Source organism: Pseudomonas sp. LBUM920 (genome assembly GCF_003852315.1).
Taxonomy (GTDB): Bacteria; Pseudomonadota; Gammaproteobacteria; order Pseudomonadales; family Pseudomonadaceae; genus Aquipseudomonas.
In genome coordinates this window covers 5,651,259-5,668,177 of sequence record NZ_CP027762.1, presented here as the reverse complement: position 1 = coordinate 5,668,177, position 16,919 = coordinate 5,651,259, and the positions used below count along the sequence as shown (strand labels likewise).

Below are 16,919 nucleotides of genomic sequence, written 5' to 3'. Positions count from 1 at the left end.
GATTATCGAACCGTAAATCAGCGCGCGGGAGGGTGTTCGGTGGTCGGCGACCGCCCTTGCCAATAGCCAGGGGGCGGTCGCACGCGCAAGAGACGGGTTACCGGCGGGTCAACAACACGCCGGATTCCATATGGTGCGTCCATGGGAACTGGTCAAACATCGCACACTGGGTAATCCGGTGCGTGTCATGCAGTTGCGCAATGTTCGCCGCCAACGTCTCCGGGTTGCAGGAGATGTACAGGATGTGGTCAAAGCGCCGCGTCAGCTCGCAGGTGTCCGGGTCCATGCCGGCGCGCGGCGGGTCGACGAACACGCTGCCGAATTCGTAGCTTTTCAGGTCGATGCCGTGCAGGCGGCGGAATGGGCGCACTTCGTTGAGCGCCTCTGTGAGTTCTTCGGCTGACAAGCGCACCAGGGTGACGTTATCCACCGCGTTTTCATCGAGGTTGCTCAACGCCGCATTCACTGAGGTCTTGCTGATCTCGGTCGCCAGCACTTTGCGTACACGGGTCGCCAACGGCAGGGTGAAGTTGCCGTTGCCGCAGTACAGCTCCAGCAAATCATCCGGGCGATCGCCCAAGGCTTCATACGCCCAGTTGAGCATCTTCTGGTTCACCGTGCCGTTGGGCTGAGTGAACGCGCCTTCGGGTTGGCGATAGCTGAACGTGCGCCCGCCGACGGCGAGTTTTTCCACCACGTAGTCGTGGCCGATCACATCACGCTTGCCCTTGGAGCGGCCGATGATGCTGACATTCAAGTCGGCAGCGAGTTGGTTGGCGGCCGCGTGCCAGTGCTCGTCCAGCGGGCGGTGGTAGCACAGGGTGATCATCGCGTCGCCGGCCAGGGTAGTGAGGAACTCCACTTGGAACAGCTTGTGACTCAGGGCCGCGCTGGCTTGCCAGGCGGCTTTGAGTTGCGGCATCAACTGGTTGATGCGCTGGCTGGCAATCGGGAATTCTTCGATCAGAATCGGCGTACGCTTGTCGTCCTGGGAAAACATCGCGTAGTGGCGCTCACCGCCTTCGCGCCACAGGCGAAACTCCGCGCGCAGGCGGAAGTTCTGCAGCGGCGAATCGAAAACCTGCGGCTCGGGTGCGTCGAACGGTGCCAGCAGGTCACGCAAGCGCGTGACCTTGTCTTGCAGTTGAGCGGTGTAGCTTGCGGCATCAAAAGTCATGCGTTGAACCAGCCCAGCTTGATCACAAACAGAATCGACAGGATCACCAGTGCCGGGTTCAGCTCACGGTAGCGGCCCGAAAGCAGCTTGATGGCGGTCCAGGCGATGAAACCGAAGGCGATGCCGTTGGCAATGGAGTAAGTGAAGGGCATCGCCAGGGCGGTGATCACCACCGGCGCTGCAACCGTAATGTCATCCCAGTCGATTTCGGCCAGGCCCGAGGTCATCAGCACGGCCACGAACAACAACGCAGGCGCGGTGGCAAAGGCCGGAACGCTGGCCGCCAGTGGCGAGAAGAACAGCGCCAGCAGGAACAGGATCGCGACAACCACAGCGGTCAAACCGGTACGGCCACCGGCACTCACGCCCGCAGCGGACTCGATGTAGCTGGTGGTGGTCGAGGTGCCCAGCAGCGAGCCGGCCATGGCCGCGGTGCTGTCGGCGATCAGCGCACGGCCCATTTTTGGCATGTGGCCGTCCTTGCCCATCAGGCCGGCGCGCTTGGCGACGCCGATCAGGGTGCCGGAGTTGTCGAACAGGTCAACGAACAGGAACGCGAAGATCACGCTGACCAGGCCGATATCCAGCGCGCCTTTGATATCCAGTTGCAGGAAGGTCGGGGCCAGGGACGGAGGCATCGAGATCACGCCGCCGAACGGGGTGACATTCAACAGGATCGAGACAATGGTCACGGCCAGAATGCCGATCAGCACTGCACCGCGTACGGCCAGGGCTTCCAGCGCAACGATGAGGATAAAACCAAAGGTGGCCAGGATAGGCGCCGGTTTTTTCAGGTCGCCCAGGCCCACCAGGGTGTTCGGGTTGCCGACCACGATCCCGGCGTTGTGCAGGGCGATCAGCGCCAGGAACAGGCCGATACCGGCGGCAATCGCCGAGCGCAGGGGCAAGGGGATGCTGTTGATGATCCACTCACGGATGCGGAAGATCGACAGCAGGAAGAACAGCACCGCCGAAATGAACACCGCGCCCAGCGCCACCTGCCAGGTGTGGCCCATGTGCAGCACCACGGTGTAGGTAAAGAAGGCGTTGAGGCCCATGCCCGGCGCCAGTGCGATCGGGTAGTTGGCGATCAGGCCCATCACGGTCGAACCGATGGCGGCGGCCAGGCAGGTCGCGACAAACACTGCGCCCTTGTCCATGCCGGTCTCGCCAAGGATGCTCGGGTTCACGAACAGAATGTAGGCCATGGCCAGAAAGGTCGTGATCCCCGCAAGAATCTCGGTGCGCACGTTGGTGTTGTGTGCGTTGAGTTGAAACAGCTTTTCCAGCATGCCGGCTCCCTGTGACGCTATTTTGCGTCGTTATTTGTTGACCTCTAAGTCAAAGCACAAACTGCGCCAAGCGGCTGTGGTTTCAGAGAGGATCGGAAAAAGCGGCGCATCATACCAGCAGCCGAAGGCCAATGGCGCATAGGCTTGGTTTTGTGGGTGGATGGCCTTGAGGCATACTGCGTCGACGTTTAATCCAGAGTCGTCAACAGCATGAAAAAAGCCAACGCCAGCAGTCTAGCTCTGTTCGCCATAATCGGCCTGGGGCTGGCGGCACCGGCTTGGGGCGCGACTGCACCGGCGTTGAGCGAAGTGCGCGTGTTCAAAGTGGAGTCTGCCGCTTGCGCTGAAACCATCCCGGAGCGCGCGACCAGCACGCAGATGTGCGCCCATCGCGGCCCAACCAAGGTGTCGGTGATGGAAGTCGGCCTGGGCAAAAGCCCGATGGGCCGTTTCGATGGCGCGGAGTTGAACGGGCAGCGCTCGCCGGTATGCCAGGTCGGCAACATCAGCCAGGCCTGTAATGGCGTGGGCACTGTGATGGGCTACATCTATGTGTTTGACCTGAACGTCCAGGCGCCGGGCTGGTTCGAGTACAGCAATTCCTCGATCAACGGCTCGCAAACCCCGCTGACGACGATGCTCAACATCCGCTGATCAATCCTCTTGAACGCTCAATACCCCGGGAAGTCGTACCCCTGAGACGGCGACTTTCCTGAACGCCGCGGATATACCCCAACCCGTGAGGTGTTTATGAGCGCAACCCCCAATGGCGCGGCGGCCAGACCGTTCGTCAGCCACCCGATTCGTCTGACCCTGAACGGCCAGGACCGCCAACTTGACGTGTTGCCCTGGACCACCTTGCTGGACTTGCTGCGCGAACAGTTGGACCTGGTCGGCAGTAAAAAAGGCTGCGACCACGGCCAATGCGGCGCCTGCACAGTGTTGCGCGACGGTAAACGCGTCAACGCCTGCCTGACCCTGGCGGTGATGTGCGATGGCGCCGAATTGACCACCATCGAAGGCCTGGCCGACGGCGACGCGTTGCACCCGATGCAGCAAGCCTTTATCAAGCATGACGCCTTTCAGTGCGGCTATTGCACCCCAGGGCAGATCTGCTCCGCCGTCGGCCTGGCCAATGAAGGCCGCGCCCACGACACCGCGCAGATTAAGGAGCTGATGAGCGGCAACCTGTGTCGCTGCGGCGCCTACAGCAACATCCGCGATGCCATCGAAGACGCCTTGCCAGCCTGCCGCGCCCAGGGAGGTGAGCAATGAATCCCTTCCAGTACAGCAAGCCAGCCGATGTGCACGAGGCCGTGCACATGAGCAGCGCGGCTTCACGTTTTATCGCCGGTGGCACCAACCTGCTGGACCTGATGAAAGAAAACATCAGCCGCCCCGAACACTTGATCGATATCACCGGCCTGCCGCTGCAGGGCGTTAAAGAGACCGCCAGTGGCGGCGTGATGATCGGCGCGCTAGTGAGCAACGCCGACCTGGCCTGGCACCCCGTGATCGAGGCGCGTTACCCACTGCTGTCCCAGGCCATCCTGGCCGGAGCCTCGCCGCAGTTGCGCAACATGGCCAGCACCGGCGGCAACTTGTTGCAGCGCACCCGCTGCTACTACTTTTATGACGCCAGCGTGCCCTGCAACAAGCGCGAACCCGGCAGCGGCTGCCCGGCGCGCACCGGCTTGAACCGTATCCACGCGATCCTCGGCGCCAGCGAACACTGCGTCGCCACGCACCCGTCTGACATGTGCGTGGCCTTGGCGGCGCTGGAGGCGCGGGTGCATGTCGAAGGCCGCGCAGGTGCGCGCGTCATCGAATTTGCTGACTTCCATCGATTGCCCGGCGATACGCCGCAGCGCGACAACCTGCTGGCCGACGATGAGTTGATCACCGCCATCGAGCTGCCCGCCAACCAGCTGGCCCGTCACAGCCATTACCTGAAAATCCGCGACCGCGCCTCTTACGCTTTTGCCCTGGTCTCCGTGGCCGCCGCCCTCGAACTGGACGGCGACCAAATCATCGACGCCCGCGTTGCGCTGGGCGGTGTGGCCCACAAGCCTTGGCGTGACCGCGCGGTGGAAGCCTCGCTGATCGGCCAGACGGTCAGCCGCGAAACCTTCAGCAACGCCGCCGACGCTTTGCTGCAAGATGCCGTACCGCTGGAACACAACGGCTTCAAAATCAAGCTGGCGCGCCGTGGGATTATTCGCGCCCTGAGCGACGCGGCTGTCGCAGGAGAACGCCCATGACCGCTATCGGCAAACCTCTGGACCGCGTCGACGGTCTGCTCAAGGTCACCGGCCAGGCGCGATATGCCGGCGAGTTTCCAGACAAAGACTTGCTGCACGGCAGTGTGGTCTCCAGCACCATCGCCAAGGGCCGGGTGATCAAGATCGATGCCTCAAAGGCCCTGGCGCTGCCGGGCGTAGTCATGGTGCTGGATCACCACAATCGCCCCAGGCTTGCCAGCTACGATGACGCGTTCGCCGACGACGATGCGGCGGATGGCTCGCCGTTTCGCCCGCTCTACAACGACCGCGTCCTTTATAGCGGCCAGCCCTTGGCGCTGGTGATTGCCGACAATTTGGAGCTGGCGCGACATGCCGGCTCTCTGGTCGAGATCGAGTACGCAAGCGAAGCCTTTGAAACCGACTTGTTGGCCATGCAGGAACAGGCGCACCCCTCGCCGCAAACGCCGCCCGCGCCCCGCGGTAACTTCCAGGCCGAGTGGAGCGCTGCCGCCGTCAGCCTCGACGTGCACTACAGCACGCCCATCGAACACCACAACCCGATGGAACCCCACGCCAGTACGGTGCTGTATCAGCCGGACGGCACCCTGCATATCCACGACAAAACCCAAGGCCCACAGAACTGCCAGGCCTATGTGCAAAAAATCTTCGGCCTGGATAAGAGCCAGGTGAGGATTTTTGCCGCGTTCGTCGGCGGCGCTTTCGGTTCCGGCCTGCGCCCGCAATACCAGTTGCCCCTGGCGGTGATGGCGTCATTGGCGCTCAAGCGTTCGGTGCGCGTCACCCTGACGCGTCAACAGATGTTCACCTTTGGCTACCGACCCCGCACCTTGCAGCGGTTGCAGATGGGCGCGGCCGCCAACGGTCGGCTGCTGGCGTTGGGGCACACCGCAATTGGCCAGACCTCGCGCTTCGAAGACTTCAGCGAGCACGTGGTGGAGTGGAGCGGCATGCTCTACCACTGCGATAACGTGCAGCTGACCTACAACCTGGTGCCGCTGGATGTCTACACCCCGCTGGACATGCGCGCGCCAGGCGCCGCGCTGGGCGTGATCGGCCTGGAGTGCGCCATGGACGAACTGGCCTGTGCCTTGGGCATGGACCCAGTGCAGTTGCGCCTGATCAACTACGCCGAGCGCAACCAGAACGAAGACAAACCCTGGTCGAGCAAAGCCCTGCGCGAATGCTACAGCGAAGGCGCCGAACGCTTCGGTTGGGGCCAGCGCAACCCGGAGCCACGCAGCATGCGTGACGGCAACCAGTTGATCGGCTGGGGCATGGCCGGCGGCGTGTGGGAAGCCATGCAGATGAAGGCCAGCGCCAAGGCGAGCATCGACGCCGAAGGCAAATTGACAGTCAGCAGCGCCACCACCGATATCGGCACCGGCACTTACACGGTCATGACCCAGATTGCCGCGCAGGCCAGCGGTGTGGCGATGGGCGATATCCAATTTTTGCTGGGGGACTCGTCCTTGCCCACCGCGCCTTTGCAGGGCGGCTCGTTTACCGTGTCGTCCGTCGGCACTGCCGTGCAACAGGCGTGCGAAGCGCTGAACGCCAAACTGCTGAAGATTGCCCGGCAGACGTACCCGGTGTTCAAGGACGCCGAGTCCGTGCGCTTTGAAGACGGCCAATTGCACACAGGCGACGTGAGTGTGTCGTTGGCCCAACTGGTTAAAGACAGCGGTGAGGACGCGCTGCAAGTGCAGGTCGACAGCGAGCCCGACAAAAAACGCGAGGGCTACGCCACGGCCACCCACTCGGCGGTATTTGTGGAAGTACGGGTCGATGAAGACCTGGGCACCATCAAGGTCAGCCGCGTGGTCAGCGCGATTGCCGCCGGTCGCGTGGTCAATCCGAAGATGGCCCGCAGCCAGATCCTCGGCGGCGTGGTGTGGGGCATTGGCATGGCGCTGCATGAAGAGACGCAGATCGACCACCACCTGGGGCGCTACATGAACCACAGCCTGGCCGAGTACCACATCCCGGTGAACGCCGACATTGGCGAGATTGACGTGATCTTTGTCGAAGAACATGACGAAGTCGTTAATGCCCTGGGCTCCAAAGGCGTGGGCGAAATCGGCATTGTCGGGGTGGCGGCGGCGGTGGCGAACGCGATTTATCACGCCACCGGCAAACGGGTACGCGACTTCCCTGTCACCCTGGACAAGGTGCTCTAGCACACACCTCAAAACCACTGTGGGAGCGGGTTAGCCCGCGAAAGCGCGGCGTCAGTCAATGACTGTATCGACTGATGCACCGCCTTCGCGAGCAAGCCCGCTCCCACTGTGTTCTGTAGTGCTGCCTCCGGTCAGGCGGCGGTGCTCAGACCTTCGCCGCTTCAGCCTTCGGCTCTTCTACCGCCACATGCATCCGGTCGCGATTGGCCAGGGTTGGGAACAGTTTTATCCACACCCCGGTCACCAGCAGCGTGCCGATCCCGCCCATGACCACGGCGGGCACGGTGCCGAACCAGTGGGCGGTGATCCCCGATTCGAACTCGCCCAGCTGATTGGACGCGCCGATAAACAGGCCGTTGACCGCACTGACCCGGCCGCGCATTTCATCCGGCGTTTCCAGTTGCACGAACGACGCGCGAATCACCATGCTGATCATGTCTGCTGCGCCCAGCACCACCAGCACCGCCAGCGAAAACCAGAACGAGGTCGACAGGCCGAACGCGATGGTCGCCACGCCAAACACGCCGACGGCAGTAAACATCACGCGCCCGACATGCCGGTCCACCGAAAACCGTGCCAGCCACAACGACATTAACAACGCGCCCACCGCCGGTGCCGAGCGCAGCAGGCCCAGGCCCCAGGCGCCGGTCAGCAGGATGTCCTTGGCAAACACCGGCAGCAACGCGGTGGCACCGCCCAACAGCACGGCGAACAGGTCCAGCGAGATGGCGCCGAGGATGTCCGGGCGGCTGCGGATAAAGCGAATCCCGGCCAGCAGCGAGTCCATGGTGGCCTTGGCTTTGTTCAGCGGGGTTTGGCGCGCGGGCAGGTTGAGGGTCAGCACGCAGGCGATCAGGTACAACACCACTGTCGGGCCATACACCCACACGCTGCCGAATGCATAGAGCAAACCGCCCAAGGCTGGCGCGACAATGGTCGCCAGTTGCTGCGCCGATTGCGACGAAGCCACGGCCCGCGGGAACAGTGCGCTGGGCACGATGCTTGGCAGCAGCGCCTGGGTGGTCGGCATTTCAAACGAACGCGCGGCGCCGAGCAGGAAGGCGAGGATAAAGATCATCTCGCGCGTCACGTTGCCGGTCAGGCCGCCGATGGCCAGGGACAAGGCAATCAGCGCCTGCACGGTCTGGCAGATGGCGGCGACCTTGCGTCGTTCATAGCGATCGGCCACATGCCCGGTGTGCAGCATGAACAGTACGCGCGGGATGAATTCCACCAGGCCGACCAAGCCCAGGTCCAGCACGTTGCCGGTCAGTTGGTAGAGGTTCCAGCCGATGGCCACGGTGAGCATCTGGAAGCCGCTGGCGGTGAAGATCCGTGCCAGCCAGAACGCGATGAAAGGGCGATGGTGACGCAACAGCAACGCGGGTTCACTAGTAGGCATCGGGAATTCAGGTCGGGAGCAGAGGGAACGGCGAGATTAGCATCATGCTGTAACAAATAGTTGCAAGGGTTTGCTGTGCACCGGCATGAGGCAAGCTGTCACGCGGCAAAAGACCACGCCGTCCTACAGCGAAAATGGGACTACTCTTTCAGCAATGCTTGATCCAGATCAAAACCGGCCCCGGGATTGTTCTGGAGGCCGAAAGGCCCGATTCCCTACGTGGTGGGTTAAAAAAAGAAACGAATTGAAATTCGCCACACTCCATATCCGTGGGGGCAGTGGGTGCAGGCTCCCAGCCAGCAGCCGGTATTACCTGACAGAGGAAGACTTATGTTCGGTTTGGAGGCGCTAGATCTCGCCCGAATTCAATTCGCATTCACCATCTCGTTCCACATCCTGTTCCCGGCGATCACTATCGGCCTGGCCAGTTACCTTGCGGTGCTGGAAGGTCTGTGGCTCAAGACCCATAACGACACCTACCGTGACCTCTATCATTTCTGGTCGAAGATCTTTGCCGTCAACTTCGGCATGGGCGTGGTCTCGGGCCTGGTCATGGCCTACCAGTTCGGCACCAACTGGAGCCGCTTCTCGGACTTTGCCGGCGCTGTAACCGGGCCGTTGCTGACGTACGAGGTGCTCACGGCCTTCTTCCTGGAGGCGGGTTTCCTCGGCGTGATGCTGTTCGGCTGGAACAAGGTGGGGCGCAAGCTGCACTTCTTTGCCACGGTGATGGTGGCCGTCGGCACGCTGATCTCGACCTTCTGGATTCTGGCGTCCAACAGCTGGATGCAGACCCCGCAAGGCTTTGAAATCGTCGACGGGCGCGTGATTCCTACCGACTGGCTGGCGGTGATCTTCAACCCGTCGTTCCCGTACCGGCTGATGCACATGGCCACGGCGGCCTTTGTGGCCACGGCGTTCTTCGTCGGTTCGTCGGCGGCCTGGCACCTGCTGCGCGGCAAGGACAACCCGGCGATCCGCACCATGCTCTCGATGGCAATGTGGATGGCGCTGATCGTGGCGCCTATCCAGGCGGTGATCGGCGACTTTCACGGCCTGAATACCCTCAAGCACCAGCCGGCGAAAATCGCCGCGATTGAAGGCCACTGGGAAAATATCGGCAACGAGCCGACGCCGCTGATCCTGTTCGGCCTGCCCGACATGAAGGCCGAAAAAACCAAATACGCGGTCGAAATTCCTTACCTGGGCAGCTTGATCCTGACGCACTCCCTGGACAAACAGGTGCCGGCGCTCAAGGAGTTCCCGCCTGAAGACCGTCCCAACTCGACGATTGTGTTCTGGTCGTTTCGGGTCATGGTTGGCCTGGGTTTCCTGATGATCTTCACCGGCCTGTTCAGCCTCTGGCTGCGTCGGGGCGACAAGATGTACACCTCCAGGCCATTCCTGTACCTGGCGCTGTGGATGGGCCCGTCCGGCCTGATCGCGATTCTCGCCGGTTGGTTTACCACCGAAATCGGCCGCCAGCCGTGGGTGGTCTACGGTTTGATGCGCACGGCGGACGCTTCCTCCGGGCATAGCCTGGCGCAGATGACGATCACCCTGGTGTTGTTCGTGGTGGTGTACTTCGCACTGTTCGGCGCAGGGCTGGGCTACATGATGCGCCTGGTGCGCAAAGGGCCGCAGACCCACGAAGGCAGCGAGCCTACCCATGGTGGCCCTGGCCAGAAACGCACGCCGGCCCGTCCGTTGTCCGCCGCCGATGATGGCAGCGACGACGACCACGCCCACAATCAGCACAAGGGGAATTGAGATGGGTATTGATCTTCCGCTGATCTGGGCCGTGATCATCATCTTCGGCATCATGATGTACGTGGTCATGGATGGCTTCGACCTGGGTATCGGCATCCTCTTTCCGTTCATTCCCGGCAAAGTCGACCGTGACGTGATGATGAACACGGTCGCCCCGGTATGGGACGGCAATGAAACCTGGCTGGTACTGGGCGGCGCGGCGTTGTTCGGCGCGTTCCCGCTGGCCTACTCGGTGGTGCTGTCGGCGCTTTACCTGCCACTGATCCTGATGTTGATCGGTCTGATCTTCCGTGGCGTGGCCTTCGAGTTCCGTTTCAAGGCCAAGGACGACAAGCGCCACTTGTGGGACAAGGCGTTTATCGGCGGTTCCATTGCGGCGACCTTCTTCCAGGGCGTGGCACTGGGGGCGTTCATCGATGGCATTCCGGTGGTCGACCGTCAGTTTGCCGGTGGCTCGCTGGATTGGCTCACGCCGTTCACGATGTTCTGCGGCGTTGCGCTGGTTATCGCGTATGCCTTGCTCGGCTGCACCTGGCTGATCATGAAGACCGAAGGCAAGTTGCAGGAGCAGATGCACAACCTGGCGCGGCCGTTGGCGTTCGTGGTGTTGGCGGTGATCGGCGTTGTCAGCTTGTGGACGCCTCTGGCGCACCCGGAAATCGCCTCGCGCTGGTTCACCCTGCCGAACCTGTTCTGGTTCCTGCCCGTGCCGATTCTTGTGCTGGTGACCATGTACGGCTTGATCCGCGCGGTGGCGCGAAATGCGCACTACACGCCGTTCCTGCTGACGCTGGTGCTGATCTTCCTCGGCTACAGCGGCTTGGGTATCAGCCTGTGGCCGAACATCATTCCACCATCGGTCTCCATCTGGGACGCCGCTGCACCGCCGCAAAGCCAGGGCTTCATGCTGGTAGGCACGTTGTTCATCATTCCGTTCATCCTGGGCTACACCTTCTGGAGCTACTACGTGTTCCGCGGCAAGGTCACCCACGAAGACGGCTATCACTAGGAGGGTCGTTTCATGTCCGGCAAACCTTCGTTGCACGAGATCGAACAGGCCGAGAAACAGCCGTTGTGGCGGCGCCTGGGGTGGCTGGCGATGATCTGGACCGGCAGCGTGCTGGCCCTGTTTGTCGTGGCCAGCCTGATGCGCATGTTCATGAGCGCGGCGGGCTTGACCACCCACTGACATCCCAATCCGGGCCTCGCGGCCCGGCTTTTCAGCCCTGCCACTCGTAAGAGCGGCAGGGTTTTTTTATTTGCGCGCTTTGAGAATCACAAACTTTGGCGTGGCCGCGACTTGCTCGACGCCACGGAACAGCTTCGCCAATTTGCTGTGATAGCCCAAATGGCGGTTGCCCACGATATACAGCGCGCCACCAACGACCAGGGCATCACGCGCCTGCTGGAACATGCGCCAGGCAAGGAAGTCACCGACCACCTGCTGCTGGTGGAAGGGCGGGTTGCACAGCACCATGTCCAGCGACTGCGGCGCCTGACCGGCCAGGCCGTCGTCGGCGCGCAGGGTGACCGCGCGAGCGCCCAGGGCGGCCTGCCAGTTCTCGGCCGCGGATTGCACGGCCATGTAGGACTCATCCACCAGCGTGTACTGCGCGTCGGGGTTTTGCAGGGCGCTGGCGATCGCCAATACGCCATTACCGCAGCCAAGGTCTGCCACGCGGGCGCTGCCGAGGTTGTTCGGCAGGTGCGGGAGGAAGGCGCGGGTGCCGATGTCCAGGCCTTCGCGGCAGAACACGTTGGCGTGGTTGAGCAGCTCGATGGCCGGTGTGTCCAGGGTGTAGCGGGTAGGGTAGGGCGACACGGCGGTTGGGCGAGCATCTACGGTGGCGATCAGCAGCCGGGCTTTTTTGACCGCAAGCGAGGCGTGCATGGGCCCGATGTAGCGCTCCAGCAGTTCACCGGCGGCCCGTGGCAGGTGTTTGATCATCGCCCCGGCGATCACTTCGGCGCCTGGCGCCAGCTGGCCTTGCAGGCGAATCAATTGTTCTTCGAGCAAGGCCAGGGTTTTCGGCACGCGGATCAGCACGCGGTCGAAAGGCCCGGTGGCTACGTGCGAGGCTGGCACAAACGCCACGGCATCAAACGCCTTGGCGTTGCGCACCAGGTTTTTCTCAAGGCCAAGGGCTGCCAGAAACGAATCGCCACTGGACGTCACCTGCACCTGGCCTTCGAGGCTGGCCGCCAGGGCGCCGAAGCTGTCATTGAGCACCAGCACGCGGGTTGCCGAATTCAGCGACTGCTCGGCCAGGTAGTTGAGCAAGTACTCATCGGCGGCATCAAAGGCCTGCAGCGGGTCATTGTGTTGCTCTGGCTGGCGGATCAGATCGAGCTGGGCGAAGGGGCTGTCAAGCAGGGGCATGGCGGGGGAGACTCTGGTCATCGATGGGCGTTCGACGGGCGTGGTACCCGGCGTAACCGTCTGAGTGTACGGCGAGGCGGCACCCAAGGCGCAGCGTCAACACTCAGAATTGGCCGTAAATGTTACGTTTTTTTCAAGGGGATTACATGCGGTGTTTCCAGGTTGGCTAAAACCACCCCGCTTTTGAGGCGCGCAGTACAGCCGCGATCTTGTTGGTAACACCCAGTTTCTTGAGGCAACTGCTGATATGAAAGCCCACGGTCCGCTCTGACAGGCACAGGATCGTGGCGATTTCCGAGGCGGTCTTGCCGATGGCTGACCATCTGAGAATTTCTATTTCCCGTGGGGTCAGTTTGCAGGGCGGCGTGATACTGGGTGTGTCGGCATATGTTTGCGCTACGACGGCGTGCATGGCGTGACATAGCCACAGTACCTGGCCTGCTTTTTCGTACAGTTCTTCAGGGCTGACGTTGCCGGTACTTCGGCCCAGGGTCAGCATGCTGAACACACCCTGGAAGTCATGCACGGCTTGAGTCCATCCCAGGTGCACACCAAACGATTGGGCCAGCGTCCATAGATTCGGCGCGGTGCTGAACGCTTTTTCATCCCAGACCAGCGGCATTACGCTGCGTTTGCAGTGGGCGACTATGGGATCCACATCAAAAAAATGCGCTTGGTTGTACAGTGCATTCCATTCATTTGGATAGTTGTTTAATCGAATAGGTTGTGTTTGGTTGGCAGGTTGTTGGGAACTCATCGTAAATGAGCAATATTCAAAACCGAGCTGGAAAGTTTGATTGACGATCATCTCGTAAACAGTGGTGATCTTGTTCTCGCCTTCCAGTTTTGGGAGTCTCGTGTTGCGCCAGTTAACCATAGGGTGAATCTCCATGGGGTAGGTGTGAGTTGGGTACGTCCTGGCTCCCAATGCGCCACGAGCAGGAGTGTAGGATAAAGCCCGCATACTGAGATGAAAAAGTTGTCAGAAAGATCGGGTATTTATATTTGTTGAGCTTGTACAACAACTGAGTTTTTGTGGAGGTTAGTTGTTGGGTGAAGAAAACTTATTGAATTTAACAGGTTGTGGAAATGGCCTATTCAGGGCTGTTTTTATGAACGCCATCATCTAATGGCCTATTGGATGGGAGCGATAGCTAAATAATTGGTGTGAGCACGAAAACCCCGGCAAAGGTGCAATTGCGTCGAAAGCATCAGCGTTTCATTGGCGTTATATTCGCGAATGCCCGAGCAATGAAAATGCCAGTACAAACCACCGGTGTTTCCCAGCGCCGCTTTGAGGGACACTAGGGCACCTGTTCAACGGAGCCCCCCATGACGGCCAGTGCTGAGAAATTTACCCGCCAGACCTTGCTCGATGTGCAATCGCTGACCCCCAGCCTGTTTACTTTGCGTACCACTCGCGACCCGGGTTTTCGGTTCACCGCCGGCCAGTTCGTGCGCCTGGGGGTGAACAAGGCGGATGGCAGCACCGTCTGGCGCGCTTATTCGATCGTGTCCTCACCGTTTGACGAGCACCTCGACTTCTTCTCCATTGTCGTTCCGGGCGGCGAGTTCACCAGTCAATTGAGCCGCCTGCAAGTGGGCGACACCTTGATGGTCGAGCGCCAGGCCACAGGCTTTCTGACGCTGAACCGATTTGTGGACGGGCGAGATTTGTGGCTGCTGGGCACTGGCACAGGCGTGGCGCCGTTCCTGTCGATCCTGCAGGACTTCGAGGTCTGGGAGAAATTCGAGCGCATTGTCCTGGTGTACAGCGCCCGCGAGGCCAAGGAGCTTGCGTATCAGGAACTGATCCACGCGTTGGGCGAGCGTGAGTACCTGGCCGAGTATGCGCACAAGCTGGTCTACATCCCCACCGTCACCCGTGAGCAACACCCTGGCGCCCTGAATGGTCGCATCACCACCTTGATCGAGAATGGCGAACTGGAGCGCGCGGCCGGCGTCGAGTTGACCCCGGAGCACTCCCGCGTGCTGATTTGCGGCAATCCGCAGATGGTCGACGACACGCGCCAATTGCTCAAGCAACGCGACATGCAACTGAGCCTGAGCCGTCGCCCAGGCCAGGTGGCAGTAGAGAATTACTGGTAGTACGGCGCATAAAAAAGGCGCCTGCAACAGGCGCCTTTTTGGCCAAAACAGTGCCGGTTAAAGCGGCTTGTCGTTTTGTGCCTTGAGCAGATCGCGGATCTCGCCCAGCAACACCTCTTCCTTGGTCGGGGTCGGCGGCAAGCTTGGGGCCACAGCCTCTTCACGTTTCAGGCGGTTGATCGCCTTCACGCCCATGAAGATTGCAAACGCGACGATCAGGAAGTCGACCACGCTCTGGATAAACTTGCCGTAGGCCAACACCACCGCAGGGACGTTGCCCTGAGCGGCCTTGAGTGTTATTGCCAAATCGCCGAAGTCCACACCACCGATCAGCAGACCGAGAGGCGGCATTACGACGTCGCCTACAAACGAGGAAACAATTTTGCCGAATGCGGCGCCGATGATGATACCGACGGCCATATCGACCACATTGCCTTTGACCGCGAAGGCCTTGAACTCACTGATCACGCCCATAGGTTATTCCTTGTTACAGATGAGAAGGGTGGAGGTCAGTGTAAGTCAGTCGTAGAGGGCTTGCGCGACACAACCGTTAACACTGTCAGCTTTTATCGACACATTAAAACGCAAATAGTTTGCAAAGTGCCACCAATCGCGCGCGAAATACTCGCTATTTCAGTGGCTTACCACCGTATTTTCTTAATCGTCCCGGTGGGGTTTTTCTATTTATCTTCTGCGTCGCGGGTCACTAGCCTCTGGCAAGCACAACTGAATGTGCACTAGAAAAACCAGAGGAAACCTCGATGAAGAATCCAATCAAGCGCCGCCCGGTTATCGCGCGACACGCGCTGATACTGGCGAGCGCCAGCCTGCTTTCACTCTCCGTACACGCTGCTAACCTGACCCGCGATAACGGCGCGGCGGTGGGCGACAACCAGAACTCGCAAACGGCCGGCGCCAATGGCCCGGTGCTGTTGCAAGACGTGCAACTGATTCAAAAACTGCAACGCTTTGACCGTGAGCGCATTCCGGAGCGCGTGGTGCATGCCCGTGGCACCGGCGCCCACGGCACCTTCACCGTCACTGACGACCTCAGCGACCTGACCAAGGCCAAAGTGTTCGCCGCAGGCGAGGCCACGCCCGTGTTCGTGCGCTTCTCGGCCGTGGTGCACGGCAACCACTCTCCGGAAACCCTGCGCGACCCACGCGGCTTTGCCACCAAGTTCTATACCGCCGAAGGTAACTGGGACCTGGTCGGCAATAACTTCCCGACTTTCTTTATTCGCGACGCCATCAAGTTCCCGGACATGGTTCATGCGTTCAAACCCGACCCGCGCACTAACCTGGACGACGACTCCCGCCGTTTCGACTTCTTCTCCCATGTTCCAGAGTCCACTCGTACACTCACCGAGTTGTACTCCGACGCCGGCACCCCGGCCAGTTATCGGGAAATGGACGGCAACGGCGTACATGCCTACAAGTTGATTAACGCCAAGGGCGAAGTGCACTACGTCAAGTTCCACTGGAAGAGCCTGCAGGGCATCAACAACCTTGACCCCAAGCAAGTCACCGAAGTGCAAGGGCGTGACTACAGCCACATGACCCACGACTTGGTTACCCACATCAACAAGGGTGACTTCCCCAAGTGGGACCTGTACGTGCAAGTCCTCAAGCCTGAGGACCTGGCCAAGTTCGACTTCGACCCGCTGGACGCCACCAAAATCTGGCCGAACGTACCGGAGCGCAAAGTCGGGCAGATGGTGCTGAACCGTAACCCGGCGAATGTCTTCCAGGAGACCGAACAAGTGGCCATGGCGCCGGCCAACCTGGTGCCAGGTATCGAGCCCTCTGAAGACCGCCTGCTGCAAGGCCGGGTGTTCTCCTACGCCGACACGCAAATGTACCGCCTGGGGCCGAACGCCCTGCAACTGCCGATCAACGCCCCACGGGTAACCGTTAACAACGGTAACCAGGACGGCGCGATGAATGCAGGCAAAACCACTACCGGCGTGAACTACCAGCCAAGCCGCCTGCTGCCGCGCGAAGAGCCGCAAGCCGCGCGCTACAGCCAGTCGGCGCTGTCGGGCAGCACCCAGCAGGCGAAGATCCAGCGTGAGCAGAACTTCAAGCAGGCTGGCGACTTGTACCGCTCGTACAACAAGAAAGAGCGTCAGGACTTGATCGACAACTTTGGCGGCTCGCTGGCCACCACGGATGACGAGAGCAAGCACATCATCCTGTCGTTCCTCTACAAGGCCGACCCGGAGTACGGCACCGGCGTGACCAAGGTCGCCAAGGGTGATTTGGCTCGCGTGAAAGCGCTGGCAGAAAAACTCACTGACTGACGTTGGTTCCGGTCGGCGCCCGTGCACGGGCGTCGACCCCTGGCA

15 protein-coding genes are annotated in these 16,919 nt (G+C 60.9%); 9 read left to right on the top strand and 6 right to left on the bottom strand.

What is annotated here, in order from left to right; all coding sequences use genetic code 11:
* Positions 1-97: 97 nt before the first annotated feature.
* Positions 98-1,177, bottom strand: coding sequence for a tRNA (uridine(54)-C5)-methyltransferase TrmA (gene trmA / locus C4J83_RS26240; protein WP_124418512.1), 1,080 nt, complete (start codon positions 1,175-1,177; stop codon positions 98-100).
* Positions 1,174-2,469 (bottom strand): NCS2 family permease, encoded by a 1,296-nt coding sequence (locus C4J83_RS26235; protein ID WP_119740963.1) that lies wholly within the window; start codon positions 2,467-2,469, stop codon positions 1,174-1,176. The genes trmA and C4J83_RS26235 overlap by 4 nt, the downstream gene beginning before the upstream one ends.
* 210 nt (positions 2,470-2,679) lie before the next feature.
* On the opposite strand from C4J83_RS26235, the gene C4J83_RS26230 reads away from it, so the two are divergent.
* The 4 genes from C4J83_RS26230 (at position 2,680) to C4J83_RS26215 (ending at position 6,910) form a co-directional block, all read left to right on the top strand.
* The gene (locus C4J83_RS26230) at positions 2,680-3,123 is read left to right on the top strand and encodes a DUF4879 domain-containing protein (RefSeq protein WP_119740965.1); all 444 of its coding nucleotides are present in this window, start codon (positions 2,680-2,682) and stop codon (positions 3,121-3,123) included.
* A gap of 96 nt (positions 3,124-3,219) precedes the next feature.
* Positions 3,220-3,744, top strand: a complete 525-nt coding sequence (locus tag C4J83_RS26225; protein WP_106579304.1) for a (2Fe-2S)-binding protein — start codon at positions 3,220-3,222, stop codon at positions 3,742-3,744.
* Positions 3,741-4,730, top strand: a complete 990-nt coding sequence (locus C4J83_RS26220; protein ID WP_124418511.1) for an FAD binding domain-containing protein — start codon at positions 3,741-3,743, stop codon at positions 4,728-4,730. Before C4J83_RS26225 ends, C4J83_RS26220 begins: the two co-directional genes overlap by 4 nt.
* Positions 4,727-6,910, top strand: a complete 2,184-nt coding sequence (locus tag C4J83_RS26215; protein WP_124418510.1) for a xanthine dehydrogenase family protein molybdopterin-binding subunit — start codon at positions 4,727-4,729, stop codon at positions 6,908-6,910. The genes C4J83_RS26220 and C4J83_RS26215 overlap by 4 nt, the downstream gene beginning before the upstream one ends.
* 145 nt (positions 6,911-7,055) lie before the next feature.
* On the opposite strand, the gene C4J83_RS26210 is transcribed toward C4J83_RS26215, so the two are convergent.
* Complete coding sequence (locus C4J83_RS26210) at positions 7,056-8,312, bottom strand: MFS transporter (protein WP_124418509.1); 1,257 nt, start codon at positions 8,310-8,312, stop codon at positions 7,056-7,058.
* Positions 8,313-8,642: 330 nt separating this feature from the next.
* On the opposite strand from C4J83_RS26210, the gene C4J83_RS26205 reads away from it, so the two are divergent.
* The 3 genes from C4J83_RS26205 to C4J83_RS26195 are packed head-to-tail and all read left to right on the top strand — an operon-like array spanning position 8,643 to position 11,271.
* Positions 8,643-10,082, top strand: a complete 1,440-nt coding sequence (locus C4J83_RS26205; protein WP_124418508.1) for a cytochrome ubiquinol oxidase subunit I — start codon at positions 8,643-8,645, stop codon at positions 10,080-10,082.
* Position 10,083: 1 nt separating this feature from the next.
* On the top strand, positions 10,084-11,091 hold the full coding sequence (gene cydB / locus C4J83_RS26200; RefSeq protein ID WP_124418507.1) for a cytochrome d ubiquinol oxidase subunit II: 1,008 nt from the start codon (positions 10,084-10,086) through the stop codon (positions 11,089-11,091).
* A 12-nt stretch (positions 11,092-11,103) separates the two neighbouring features.
* Positions 11,104-11,271 carry a DUF2474 domain-containing protein gene (locus C4J83_RS26195; RefSeq protein ID WP_071489954.1) on the top strand — a complete coding sequence of 56 codons (168 nt, stop codon included), beginning with the start codon at positions 11,104-11,106 and terminating at the stop codon, positions 11,269-11,271.
* Between the two features lie 66 nt (positions 11,272-11,337).
* Here C4J83_RS26195 and C4J83_RS26190 read toward each other — a convergent pair whose 3' ends face one another.
* Both C4J83_RS26190 and C4J83_RS26185 read right to left on the bottom strand, forming a co-directional pair.
* On the bottom strand, positions 11,338-12,462 hold the full coding sequence (locus tag C4J83_RS26190; protein ID WP_124418506.1) for a methyltransferase: 1,125 nt from the start codon (positions 12,460-12,462) through the stop codon (positions 11,338-11,340).
* 166 nt (positions 12,463-12,628) lie between these two features.
* Positions 12,629-13,339: a helix-turn-helix transcriptional regulator gene (locus C4J83_RS26185; protein WP_119740975.1), complete on the bottom strand. Its 711-nt coding sequence runs from the start codon at positions 13,337-13,339 to the stop codon at positions 12,629-12,631.
* A gap of 455 nt (positions 13,340-13,794) precedes the next feature.
* On the opposite strand from C4J83_RS26185, the gene C4J83_RS26180 reads away from it, so the two are divergent.
* Positions 13,795-14,571: a ferredoxin--NADP reductase gene (locus C4J83_RS26180; protein ID WP_119740977.1), complete on the top strand. Its 777-nt coding sequence runs from the start codon at positions 13,795-13,797 to the stop codon at positions 14,569-14,571.
* Between the two features lie 57 nt (positions 14,572-14,628).
* Here the strand turns inward: C4J83_RS26180 and mscL are convergent, their stop codons facing one another.
* A complete protein-coding gene (gene mscL, locus C4J83_RS26175) occupies positions 14,629-15,045 on the bottom strand; it encodes a large-conductance mechanosensitive channel protein MscL (RefSeq protein WP_106579295.1) in 417 nt (138 codons plus the stop codon).
* A gap of 287 nt (positions 15,046-15,332) precedes the next feature.
* Between mscL and katB the strand changes: the two genes are divergently transcribed.
* The gene (gene katB / locus C4J83_RS26170) at positions 15,333-16,874 is read left to right on the top strand and encodes a catalase KatB (RefSeq protein ID WP_124418505.1); all 1,542 of its coding nucleotides are present in this window, start codon (positions 15,333-15,335) and stop codon (positions 16,872-16,874) included.
* The last annotated feature ends 45 nt before the right edge of the window (positions 16,875-16,919 follow it).